The organism is Iodobacter sp. CM08 (assembly GCF_033446605.1).
In the GTDB taxonomy this organism is placed as follows: Bacteria; Pseudomonadota; Gammaproteobacteria; order Burkholderiales; family Chitinibacteraceae; genus Iodobacter.
The window spans coordinates 1-12,529 of the sequence record NZ_JAWQUO010000033.1 but is presented as its reverse complement, the minus strand read 5'-3'; the positions used below and the strand labels follow the sequence as shown (position 1 = coordinate 12,529).

General features: G+C 49.5%; 11 protein-coding genes. 10 read left to right on the top strand and 1 reads right to left on the bottom strand.

The window, feature by feature from the left end:
• Positions 1-297: 297 nt before the first annotated feature.
• The 9 genes from R6242_RS16930 (at position 298) to R6242_RS16890 (ending at position 9,277) form a co-directional block, all read left to right on the top strand.
• Entirely contained in the window at positions 298-1,083 is a 786-nt protein-coding gene (locus R6242_RS16930) for a ParA family protein (RefSeq protein ID WP_318429015.1), read from the top strand.
• Positions 1,084-1,283: 200 nt separating this feature from the next.
• Positions 1,284-3,224, top strand: coding sequence for an ATP-dependent DNA helicase RecQ (locus tag R6242_RS16925; protein ID WP_318429013.1), 1,941 nt, complete (start codon positions 1,284-1,286; stop codon positions 3,222-3,224).
• A gap of 79 nt (positions 3,225-3,303) precedes the next feature.
• A complete protein-coding gene (locus R6242_RS16920; RefSeq protein WP_318429011.1) occupies positions 3,304-3,870 on the top strand; it encodes a thymidine kinase in 567 nt (188 codons plus the stop codon).
• Between the two features lie 275 nt (positions 3,871-4,145).
• Complete coding sequence (locus tag R6242_RS16915) at positions 4,146-4,883, top strand: MCP four helix bundle domain-containing protein (protein ID WP_318429009.1); 738 nt, start codon at positions 4,146-4,148, stop codon at positions 4,881-4,883.
• A 182-nt stretch (positions 4,884-5,065) separates the two neighbouring features.
• Positions 5,066-5,929 (top strand): methyl-accepting chemotaxis protein, encoded by an 864-nt coding sequence (locus R6242_RS16910; protein ID WP_318429007.1) that lies wholly within the window; start codon positions 5,066-5,068, stop codon positions 5,927-5,929.
• 398 nt (positions 5,930-6,327) lie between these two features.
• Positions 6,328-7,047, top strand: coding sequence for a metal ABC transporter ATP-binding protein (locus R6242_RS16905; protein ID WP_318429005.1), 720 nt, complete (start codon positions 6,328-6,330; stop codon positions 7,045-7,047).
• Positions 7,047-7,910: a metal ABC transporter permease gene (locus R6242_RS16900; protein ID WP_318429004.1), complete on the top strand. Its 864-nt coding sequence runs from the start codon at positions 7,047-7,049 to the stop codon at positions 7,908-7,910. Before R6242_RS16905 ends, R6242_RS16900 begins: the two co-directional genes overlap by 1 nt.
• 35 nt (positions 7,911-7,945) lie before the next feature.
• Positions 7,946-8,821: a metal ABC transporter solute-binding protein, Zn/Mn family gene (locus tag R6242_RS16895; protein ID WP_318429003.1), complete on the top strand. Its 876-nt coding sequence runs from the start codon at positions 7,946-7,948 to the stop codon at positions 8,819-8,821.
• Between the two features lie 15 nt (positions 8,822-8,836).
• Positions 8,837-9,277: a DUF3299 domain-containing protein gene (locus R6242_RS16890; protein ID WP_318429001.1), complete on the top strand. Its 441-nt coding sequence runs from the start codon at positions 8,837-8,839 to the stop codon at positions 9,275-9,277.
• A 140-nt stretch (positions 9,278-9,417) separates the two neighbouring features.
• Here R6242_RS16890 and R6242_RS16885 read toward each other — a convergent pair whose 3' ends face one another.
• Positions 9,418-9,897, bottom strand: coding sequence for a GNAT family N-acetyltransferase (locus R6242_RS16885; protein WP_318428999.1), 480 nt, complete (start codon positions 9,895-9,897; stop codon positions 9,418-9,420).
• A 291-nt stretch (positions 9,898-10,188) separates the two neighbouring features.
• Between R6242_RS16885 and R6242_RS16880 the strand changes: the two genes are divergently transcribed.
• A partial coding sequence (locus R6242_RS16880; protein ID WP_318428997.1) for a type VI secretion system Vgr family protein occupies positions 10,189-12,529 on the top strand: 2,341 nt, incomplete at its 3' end.

Genomic DNA, 12,529 nt, shown 5'->3' with positions numbered 1-12,529 from the left:
ATGAGCAACTGTTGGCGTTAATACTCACAAAACGCCAGCGCCATAGCCTAGTTTATAAGCTGAATAGCGACTTTCCAGCTTTGAGCGCCTCTCAAATGACAAAGGGAAGATCATCCCAGTGCATAAGAAAAACAAGCATTCATACACCTAGCCCAAGGCAATAATGTGGAAAATCACTTTCTTGCCTACCTTAGCATTAGCTTAAGTAAGGCTGTCGCCCTGCTTTATATCAAAGAATCGTTTAGAATCACTGCCGTGCAGCATCACGTTCTCCATTCATCACCTTAGGTGAGTTTTATGACGGTTATTGTCGTTTTTAATCAAAAAGGTGGCGTAGGTAAAACTACGGTGTCGGCCAATTTAGCGGCAGCGATCGCAAAAAATGGCGTAGAACCCCTTGTTATTGATTTAGACCCACAAGCTCACCTCACCTCGCTCTATGGCATTAAGCCTAAAAGCAGTCAGAGCATTTATCGCTTTTTTCAAGGCGCGAGTACGCTTTCAGATTTAATTATTCCCAGAGACGATGGCATCAATTTTGTTCCATCGCATTTAGAGCTCGGCAAGGTCGATGCGCAGCTAACACGGCATAAGGATCACGTTTGGCGACTAAAACTAGCGCTAACCGCCGAAATGCTCTCTGGCTTTGGTCTGCCGATTATTATCGATTGCACCCCGACCCTAGGCGTGTTGTCGTTTTCGGCCATGTTTGCTGCCGATATTATTATCGCCCCCGTGGCTGCCGAATACCTTGCACTAAACGGTGCAGTGCAACTGGCACAAACCTTAAAAGGCTTAGAAAAATTCCAAGCCCGCAAGCCACGCCGTTATTTAATTAACCGCTACACCCCAGGGCAAATTACCGCTGAAACCGTGGCAGGCCAGCTGATTAAGCATTTTCCTGGTGAAGTACTAAAAACGCGCATTCGGGAGCAAGAGGCGCTTTCTGCCGCCGTGGGCTGTGGCTCTAACATCTTTGATTTTGCACCCAGCTCAGGGGCTGCGGCTGATTTTACCTTTTTGCTGGATGAGTTAATCGAAAGCAACTTAATTTCGCTTTCGCTAGATCTGCCATTCGAGTAAGATTTAATGCAATCAACATAAAGCAGCGCAACAAGTGTAACTAGCCGCTTAAAGTGATCTATGCCGCATCGTTGTTCAGGCTAAACAAACGCACGCCTGCCTAGCAATTCACCGGCAACAATCTTACAACTCTGTTAATATTCGTCACGTATTTCGTCGTCTGTCATACCTTATTACCTGCTCTCTGGAATCAACGTCTTATGTTTAACGCCGTACCGCTTTCTGAACAACTGCAGCAATACTTCGGTTTTAGTCAATTTCGTGATGGACAGCGTGAAGTTGTTGAAGCATTAGTCAATGGGCATTCGGCTATGGCTATTTTTCCGACAGGATCAGGAAAATCGCTGTGTTATCAACTCGCCGCCTTGCAAATGCCCCACCTTACACTGGTGATTTCCCCGCTATTAGCCTTAATGCGCGATCAACTGGCGTTTTTACACAGCAAGGGTATTCGTGCCGCCGCGATTGACTCCAGCCAAAGCCGCGAAGAAACCCAGCAAGTCATGCAGGCCATACAACAGGGCGAGCTAAAGATTTTAATGGTTTCGGTCGAGCGTTTAAAAAACGAGCGGTTTCGCCGTTTTATTGCCCAAGTTTCTGTTTCATTACTCGTGGTTGACGAAGCACACTGTATTTCGGAATGGGGGCATAATTTTCGCCCTGATTACCTAAAGCTGCCTGATTACAAAAAAGAACTCAATATCCCGCAAGCCCTGCTGCTTACTGCCACCGCCACCCCTGCCGTAATCCAAGACATGGCCAGCAAATTTGCTATTAGCGCCGAACATATTACGGTAACGGGCTTTTACCGCAGCAATTTACATTTGCATATCCGCCCTGTAGATAGCGCCCAAAAAGACGCAACCCTTATCCATCTACTCGGCAAAACGCCCCATGCCCCCGCAGTGGTGTATGTAACGCAGCAGCAAACCGCCGAAACCGTGGCGGATAAACTGCAGGCAGCAGGAATCCACGCCACGGCTTACCACGCCGGATTAGATAATGTGGTGCGCCAACAGATTCAAGATGATTTTATGCAGGGCAAATCACAAGTGATTGTGGCAACGATTGCCTTTGGCATGGGCATTGATAAAAGCGATATTCGCCAAGTTATTCATTATGATTTACCCAAATCGGTAGAAAACTATAGCCAAGAAATAGGCCGCGCTGGGCGAGATGGCGAAAAATCGCTCTGCACATTATTAGGCAGCCAAGATGGGCTTAATCTGCTGCAAAACTTTGTATATGGCGATACGCCAGAGCAAGCCTCAATTGCTAAAGTATTACAAAATATTGTAGATGAAACGGTTAATGGCCAATGGGAGATGACGCTATTTAATGTGTCATCTCAAAGCAATATCCGCCAATTGCCTTTAAAAACCTTGCTGGTGTATTTAAATATGCAAGGCAAGATTAAACCGCTTTATAGCTATTACAGCGAATACCGCTTTGTATTACAAATGAGCGAAGCCGATTTGCTGGGTCATTTTAATAGCGATCGGCGTGAGTTTATTGCCACCCTACTTAAGCATTCTAAATTAGCCCGAACATGGTATAGCTTTGATTTTGGATCTTTTTTAAATGAGTTTCCCGAGCAGCGCCAACGCGCCGTAGCCGCGCTGGAATACCTAGACGAAGCGGGTTTTTTACGCTTAGAAACCAAGCAAATGACCGATGTTTTTCAGGTATTAAATCCCATTGATCCGGCGCAATTATCCTTAAGCCTATATCAGCAATTTAGCCAAAAAGAGCATAACGAGCTTAATCGCCTCAGCCAAATGCTGGCCCTATTTGAAAGCACCGATTGCCTAAGCCATACCTTAGCCAATTACTTTGGCGACAACGCCGCCCCTGCACAATGCGGCCATTGCAGCGTATGCCACGGCAAGCCCGCCACCCTTCCTGCTGCCCCTGAGCTGGTAGAGCTAGAGCGCTTAGATTTAAACGCCATGTGCCAAGACCTAATCAGCAAAGCAGGCAAGCCCCTGAGCGCACATCTACTCAGCTGCTTTCTATGCGGCATCACCCTGCCCCACCTCACCAAATACCGCGCCAGCAAAATGACTTATTTTGGCAAATTAGCAGATTACCCGTTTGCCGAGGTAAGGGCCGCCTTGCTTACTGAGCTGGTCTTGCCATAGGGGAAGTCAAAAGCGCAGATCGCAAGCCTCGCCATTGCGGCGTAGAATGCGCTATTTTTTGCGCATTTTTGAGATTCCTATGGCCAAACTTTACTTTCGCTACTCCGCCATGAATGCGGGAAAATCTACCGCCATGCTGCAAGTTGCGCATAATTATGAAGAACGCAAAATGCAAATTGCGCTCTTTACCGCAGCCATTGATGATAGGCATAGCGTGGGCACAGTGGCATCACGGCTGGGGGTGACGCGCTCCGCTGAGATTTTTAACGTAGATACCGATTTCAGCCAGCTGTTTGCCAATCGGATCGTCGCATGCATATTGATCGACGAGGCGCAATTTTTAAGCCCAGTGCAAGTAAAGCAGCTGCATATCTTGGCGCACCAGAAAAATTTACCGGTGATTTGCTACGGCCTGCGCGCCGATTTTTTGGGCACACCCTTCCCCGGCTCCGCCTATTTGCTAGCGCTGGCCGATGATTTAGAAGAAATGAAAACAATTTGCTTGTGCGGCAAAAAAGCCACTATGAATGCCAGATTCAATGCCGCAGGCTTGCGTGAAGTCTCCGGCGAGCAAATTGTGATCGGCGGCAATTCTCGCTACCTAGCCATGTGCGCCAAATGCTATTACGCGGCGAAAACAACTTAAAACACCTAATGATAAAAGCCTTAGGGGCGCTGCTCAATATCGGATGCAGCAAGCAGCGCTCCTACCACGCCTTTGTTTACGTGATTGGCAAATCGTGAGCTTCACATGCGTTAGCTTTATGTAAGTCATTTAACCTACATTGTTTTACTTATGTTGCATTTTAAATGCCGATAAAAATCAACACGATAACAATTATCATTACTATATTTATGACAATTTTATAGATAAGCCGCTATCATCGCCCCCCGTTTTGCTCCTCGCGTTTTAAAACCCCCATGACGATTTCCAAACGACTGATTTTACTGATCACGCTAGCGCTTACATCTTCTTTACTAATTGCCACCATTGCTTGGCAGCAATTAAATTATGCGAATGAATCGCTACAAAGAATGGCTGAGCAAAATATCCCTGCCATCCATACCTTAAATAAAATTAGTCTGGCATTTAAAGAGCGCCGTGTGCAGCTGTACCAGCACATTATGGCAAAGGATCTTGCAAGCAAAAAAACACATGAGCCAAAGATTATGGCTTTAAACCAAGATATTGAAGACGCAGCTCGTCTGCTTAATACTAGCCAGCTCAGCAGCAGCACCGGCGAGCTGAGTGCAGCGCTTGCAGCTTACACACCTGTATTTACGGAAGTACTCAAGCTCTCGCAAGAGAATAATGAAGATGAGGCTCAAGCCTATGTTCAAGCCTTTGGCACAACCGTAGGAATGCGGGTAAATGCCGCCTTAAAAAACCTTGCTGACGCCAATACTCGCGCCATTAATCAAGAACGTGAGCAGTTTAATGCTGAGCAGCAGCAGGCTAAGTGGGTGTTTCTTAGCATTGTGCTCATGAGCTGCTTAATGCTGCTGAGCTTAGGCACGTATATTTACACCCAAATCCGTAAGCCTTTACAAAGCACAGTAAGCACGATGCAAAGCATTGCCGACCATATGAATTTATCGCTGCGTATTCCGCAAACCAGCCGCGATGAAATTGGCCAAATGGTGCAAACCATTACCTGATTATGTCTCTTGCTCAATCTCATTATAAATATCGTAGGGCGGGTGAAACCCGCGTATTTATTCAATATGGTTCGCGGGTTTCACCCGCCCTACGCATTCAAAAACCAAGCCCAGCACTCAAGAAATTTATCTACAAAGAGTTCATTGAGCAAGAGACATAATCAGGAACCATTAATCAAGTCTTGGCCCAGATACAAAGCTCGTTTCAGCAAATTAAGCAAAGTAGCTTAGATGTAAACCAAGCGGCAGGAGACTTGGCGCAAATGGCGGAGCAGCAGGCAGGCAATGCAGAGGCCGCCAGCGAAACCGCTTCTTCTATGGCAGCAACCGTTGAAGAAGTCAGCAGCAGCATTCACTTAATCGCCGAGCGCAGCCAAGAAACGCATCAACTTAGCCAAGCCGCATTTAGCCAAGCCGAACAAGGCATCGCCGTGATTGATAGCACCGTAGAGCAAATTTACGGCATTGCTGCTCAGGTTGATGAAGCCTCCCGTGAGCTGGGTGAGCTACAAGAGCGCAATAAAGAAATCCAAAGCATGGTGCAAATCATTAAGGAAATTGCCGATCAAACCAGCTTACTGGCGCTGAACGCCGCTATTGAAGCCGCCCGCGCAGGCGAAGAGGGCCGTGGCTTTGCCGTGGTGGCCGATGAGGTGCGTAAGCTTGCCGAGCGAACCACCCGCTCTACCCAGCAAATTGTGGCCTCGGTGGACCGTATTCATCAGGGAGCAAACCGTGCAGCAGAGCGTATGTTGGATGTGGTTGGCCGCGTAGATCAAGGTGTTTCTATGGTTGGAGAAGCGGGCAAATCCATGCGCGAAATCCGTAAGGCATCGCAAAATGTAGCGGCGCAAGTCAGTGATATTTCTTTAGCTATTCGTGAGCAAAGCACTGCCAGCCACGCCATGGCCATGCAGGTTGAGCGCACCGCTAGCATGGCCGAAGAAGCCCACGCCGCCGCAAGGCATGAAGCAGATTCGGCCAAGCAATTACGTCAGCTCGCCGATACAATGCAGGGCGAAGTAAATCGTTACCAGCTCAGCTAAGTAAGACTTTCCCTGATTATGTCTCTTACTCAAACAAAGCCATATATTACATGTAGGGCAATGAGCAAGAGGCATACTCAGGAGACTTTTTAGAGCGGCTGCACTCCGCCTTAAAAAACGCCAGCCATGATGATGAATACCTAGATCAGTATGTATCAGCAGCAGTTGCCCCCCTTGCCTCCCCTTTTCCATGCCACGCCAATATTCACACCAAATGCAACTGACTTGCACAAGAGGGCAATAAATTGCTATTGTTCGCCTTGATGCTGCAATGATGCACAATAAAAATCGGAGATGGGCGTGAAAGGTTTATTTGAAATGGCCGCATGGCAGCGCGTACTGTGTGTGCTGCCTTTATTACTGCTGCTATGGGCACTGACCGATTGGGCCATGCAAGCATGATTGAAGTACATCACCTCACCCTCTGCTACCGCGATAGAACCGCGGTGCATGCATTATCTGGCCGGTTTGAAACCGGCAGCCATACTGCCGTGGTTGGCCCAAATGGTGCTGGAAAATCCACCTTATTAGCCGCTTTGGCAGGGATTAAATCGGCCGATCAAGGCCATGTACATACCCATGGCAAGCTGGCTTTTTTAGCCCAGCTTTCTACCTTAGACAAGCAATTCCCATTAATGGTGAGAGAGCTGGCTTTAGCGGGCGCTTGGTCTAGGCGTGGTGCTTGGCGTGGCCTCTCTAAGCAAGACCGCTTGCAGGCCGATGCCGCTCTAGAGCGCGTGGGCTTAAGCGATTTTGCTAATGCCCCGATTAGTAATTTATCCGGTGGCCAGCTGCAACGCGCCCGCTTTGCACGGCTGATTGTTGAAGATGCTGATGTGCTATTGCTGGACGAGCCTTTTGCCAATGTAGATAGCACCACAGTGGATAAGCTTTTAGAAGTACAAGACGATTGGCATCGGCAAGGAAAAACCCAAATCACCGTCTTACATGATATCTCGCAAGTGCGCGCTCACTATCCGCAAACCCTGCTGTTGGCGCAATCGGCGATTGCCTGGGGTAATACCACAGACGTACTCACGAATGAACTACTTGCCGAGGCAAACCGCCGTGCCCAACACTGGCGCAATGATGCTGCATGGTGCGAGGTATGCGAATAATGGCTCAATATGAAATTGTTAGCGCGCTGACAGAGTTTGCTTTTATGCGCCGCGCACTGGTCGGCAGCATGGCGCTAGCGATAGGCTGCGCACCGGTTGGCATTTTGCTGCTCTTGCGACGGATGTCTTTATTTGGCGATGCCCTATCGCACGCCGTATTGCCAGGGGCAGCCATCGGCTTTTTGCTTGGCGGCTTAACCCTGCCTTGGCTGGCGGGTGGCGGATTAGTGGCAGGTTTGCTAGTGGCTTTAGCCGCCAGCGTGGCCGCCAGAAAAACCCGTTTAAATGAAGACGCTAGCTTTGCTGGATTTTATTTACTGGCGCTAGCCATTGGCGTGCTGATTGTTTCTAAATGGGGCAGTAGCGTTGATTTGATTCATCTTTTATTTGGCTCGGTACTGGCCATTGATGATCCATCCTTACTGATTGTAAGTAGCGTAGCCACCATCACCCTGCTGTGGTTGGCGATTGAATACCGCGGCATTGTGCTGGAATGCGCCGATTCAGGCTTTATTGCCGCCACCAGCGGCAATGGCATGCGTTTTCATATTGGCTTTATGGTGATTGCCGTGCTTAATTTTGTGGCGGCTTTTCAGGCCATGGGAACGCTGATGGCCGTGGGGCTCATGATGTTACCTGCCGCCACCGCTCGGCTATGGGTAGAAAGGCTTTCCATGCTGTTTGTGCTGTCTTGGGCGATTGCGCTGTTTGCCTGTGTGGCGGGGCTCATCGCCTCTTACCAGTGGGATCTGCCATCCGGCCCTGCCATTGTGCTGATTGCAGGAGCCCTGTACTGCTTATCGCTGCTGCTTGCGCCTTTTGGCTTATTTGTGCGGCGCAAATCGCGCCACCACGCGATTTAAACCTTAAACCCCCACTTACTTTTCAGGATTTAATCATGCGCAAACATTTACTCGCCCTGCTGCTGGTCGTCAGCAGCGTCGCCCAAGCCGCGCCACTTAAAGTGGCCGCTAGCTTTAGTGTGCTGGCTAATTTAGTACAGGAAGTCGGCGGTAGCCGAGTTGAAGTCAGCAGCTTAGTTGGCATGGATGAAGACGCACACATCTGGCAAGCAAGGCCTGCAGACCTAAAAAAATTATCCGCTACCTCCTTATTTTTTGTAAATGGGCTGGGTTTTGAAGGTTGGTTAAAACGTGTAGAGCAAGCCTCTGCCTATAAAGGCCAAGTCATTACCGTCAGCAAAAACATCAAGCCAAGGCAAATGGCAGAAGCAGGCCACGAAAGCCATAACCACGGCCACACCGACCCACATGCCTGGCATGACCCACAGGCCGTGATGCTGATGGTAGAAGAAATCAAGCTAGCGTTAACAAAAGCCGACCCAGCAGGTGCAGATCAATACGCACAAAACGCTACCCGCTTTAAAGGGCAGATTGCAGAGTTAGATCAAAAAACCAGCGCCGCTTTTGCTGCGATTCCAGCCGCTGACAGAAAGCTGGTGACTTCGCACGATGCGCTGGGCTATCTAGGTGCACGTTATCAGCTGCAATTACTGCCACTACAAAGTATTTCTACTGAAGCCGAGCCAAGCGCCCGCCAGATGGCCGCGCTGATCCGCGAGATTCGCAAAAACAATATCCGCGCAGTATTTGCTGAAAACATCAGCAACCCCAAGCTTATTGCGCAAATTGCCAGTGAAACCCAAGCCAAAGTTGGCCCACCTCTCTATACCGATGCTTTATCAAAAAAAGCACCTAGCTGGCTGTCCATGTTTAGCCAGAACACACAGGCTATTTTGGATGCTTTAAAGTAAGCGGCTGGCCACTCTATGCAAATCCGCAAAGCTATCCTCCCCCTTGCCGCCTTGCTGGCTCTTGCTGGCTTACTTGGATCATTGGCCTATAACGCCGATGAGCCGCTCACCCGCTGGGAATTGCTGGCTAAGGTACAGATCCGCCCAGGCTTATTTGGAGATGCTGAAATGACATTTGACCCTGGCATTAAAGCGCTGGATCAAAAAGAAATGAGCATGGCGGGGTATATGTTCCCGCTGCAGGCAGGTAGCAGTGTGCGGCGCTTTATTTTATCGGCCAAGCCGCCCACCTGCGCCACCTGCATGCCGGGCGGCAGCGAAGCCATGGTGTTGGTGAATAGCCCACAGCCGATTAAAGTCAGCACCGAGCGTATGCACATCAAGGGGCAGTTCAAAATCGCACAGGAGATGGGGCTATTTTATCGGCTGGATATGCCCATTAAAGTGGTGCAATGAATACGCACCCAATTAACGCGTTGTAGATAACAAAATGCACGGATCTTCTCCTAGGGGGCAACCCGCGTTTTTTAGCATCGATCAAAGGTTGCTCCCGCCCTACAAGCTTGGCTTAAGTTGATAGGATTCACCCTAGGTGGCTAAGACAGAGCAATTTGCTTATACATCCTTGCGTTTTCTATCCACTGCCCGTGCACTTCGCTGGATAAGCTGTAATCCACCTTAAAGCCGTGCGATTTAAAAAACGGTTGGCCGCTGATACTAATAAAACAAGATATTTCAGGCAACTTTAGCTCAAACGCTAGATCTTCCAAATGCCTTAGCAAGACCTTACCCACCCCTTTGCCTTGCCACTCACCATGCACAAAGAAATGGTTCATTAGGCCACTTTGTTGTAAATCTGCATAAGCCACCAGTTGGCCTTTGCATTCCACAATGCGGGGGTTTAATAGTTCCAGTAGCTTGAGCCAGCGCCCCCGATCAAACCCTTGGGGAGCCCAGCCATCAAGCTGGCTGGCTGTGTAATCATTCTGGCAAGCCTGATGAATACTGGTGTAATACAAATCATGCAGTTCCGCCGCGTCTTCAGGCCGGTAGCTGCGAATATGTAAATAAGACATAGGCTCTCTCCTGATTCAGTATATGCACACCCTCTTGCAAAGCCCAGCCAGTAAAAATCAAATAACATTTATATATAAAAATTTAATATTCCAAATGATTCTGGTAGGTGGCGGTGAAGCTGGTTGGTGTTTTCCAATTAAGTGAGCGCTAGCCCCTGAGTTCGCATACGCGTTACACCTTACAACATTTAATTTTGTTCATAATCACACCGTATAATCTATGAAATGTTCGACCAGAAAAAGCAAAGCTTCATGTAATATGCAAAAATTACTGTAAGCCCTTGGTTTATTATGACCTTTGATCTACTTGCCTCTTTCGCCGCCGCTTTCAATCAAGATCAGCGCCTTATTTCTCTTCAACTGGGTGATGGCGCCGCGTGGGGCGAGCAGCTTCTGCCGCAGCGGGTAATGGGTAGCGAGGGGATCAACCAAGCTTATCGCTACCAGATAGATTGCCTATCGCCTGATGGCGCTTTAGAGCTCAAATCGCTACTAGGCTTGCCGATAGTTTTGTCTATCGAAAATGCCAATGGCGATGCGATTGAGCGTTGTGGGGTGGTTAGTCAGGTGAGGCTTTTAGGCTCTGATGGGGGCTTCGCCAAATACTCGCTCAGCATAGAACCGCCATTTGCTCTGCTTAGATATCGCCGCACTTCTCGCGTGTTTCAAGACATCAGCGTGCCTGATATCGTTAAACAAGTTTTAGCCGAGCACCAAGATAAAAATCCCGTGTTTGCCTCTGTGCAAGCTCTAGAGTTCAAGCTATCGGGCGATCATTTACCACGCTCCTACTGCCTGCAGTACCGAGAATCAGACTTTGATTTCTTAGTGCGATTAATGTTTGAAGAAGGACTTTCATTCCGCTTTGAGCATTTGCCAGGCGATTCGCCACAAGTACAGTTAACTGTATTTGACGACGCTTACGCCTTACCAGAAGCGGCAGAGCGACAGGTGCGCTTCCATCGGGCATCCCCCACAGAAGAATCAGACTCGCTTACAACATGGCAGACTCAGCGCCAGATTGGCAGCAGCTCTGTTTCTTTAGCCAGTTTCGATTACAAAGCAAGCAGTACAAAACAAAGCGCCGATGATAGCGCCGTAGATCAGGGGCATGGTGGGCAGCAGATTCAGGCTAGCCTTGAAGATTACGACCCACAGGGCTTGTATTACGCCTCAGATTCAGAAGGCTTAAGCCGCTATGCTCAGCTGCGTCAGCAAGCCTCAGACGCTAAAAAGAAATCCTTTACAGGGTCTGGCACGCTGCGCTCTTTACAAGCTGGGCAGTGGTTCCAGCTAGAAGACCACCCCGCCCACGAGTGGGATGCCGCCGAGCAACGGGAATTTGCGATTACGGGGCTTACGTTCACCGCAAACAACAACCTGCCAGCAGATTTAAGCCAGCAGCTACTGATGGTTGCCCCCAGTTTACTAGCAGTTTCAGAAGTAAAGGGGGCAGGTGCGCCCCCTCCTTATCAAGTCGATTTTACCGCCCAAAGGCGCGGCCAGCCGCTCACTGCTGCGTTTGCTCATGAAGCGCTGAGCAGACCCCAAAGCCGTGGCTTACAAACCGCCACCGTAGTTGGCCCTGCCGGATCAGAAGTGCATACCGATGAGCAAGGCCGGATTAAGGTGCAATTTCACTGGCAACGCGCCGCTGAGCACCCAGAGTTTGGTGCAAACCTCGACGATAAATCATCTTGCTGGATACGCGTTGCCGCGCCATCGGCAGGCGCAGGTTTTGGGCATCAATTTATCCCTCGCATCGGCCAAGAAGTGACTGTGAGCTTCCTTGAGGGCGATATCGACCGCCCTGTGGTCACTGGCGTCGTCTATAACGGTAGCCATCCAGTGCCCGCGTTCAGCGGCGCAGGCGCTCTGCCTGCCAATAAAACACTATCGGGCATCAAAACCAAAGAGCATGAAGGCGGCCAATATGGCGAGCTGCTATTTGACGATACTAAGGGCGAAGTACGCACTAAATTATCCAGCGAGCACGGCAAAACCCAGCTGAACCTTGGCTATCTGATTCACCCAAGAACTGATGGCAAAGGCGATACCCGCGGCGAAGGCTTTGAGCTGCGCACCGATATGCAAGGTGCAATTCGCGCCAACGGTTTACTCATTAGCACCGAAGCCAAAAGCGGTGCAAACGGCAAACAGCTAGACCGCACACCAGCTCAAAGCCAGCTTGAATCAGCCTTAGCACTCGCACAAAGCCTTGGTGAAACAGCGACCAACCAGCTCGCAGACACAATAGAAACCGGCGACGAGGGCAAAACCGTTGAGGCCGATAATAGCGCAGGCAGCAAAGCCAGCACCGGCCATCTGTATCACCACGTACACGCCAGCAAAAGCTTTGCAGCGGGTAGTAACACCGATCAAGACAGCAAGAGCAAATCCAAAGATCAAGCTGGCCAGCAAAATATCATCCTGCTACACGGGACCGACGGCATCGCCATCACCAGCCCGCAAAGCCAGACAATTACCGCAGGCACAAACCTAGATTTAGTTGCGCAGCGCGACACCAACCAAACCTCTGGCCGCCGCTGGATTCACAACGTCGGCCAGCACATCAGCCTATTTGTGGCGGGGGTAAAGGATAAAGTCGCGCTAAAACTGATCGCCGCCAAAG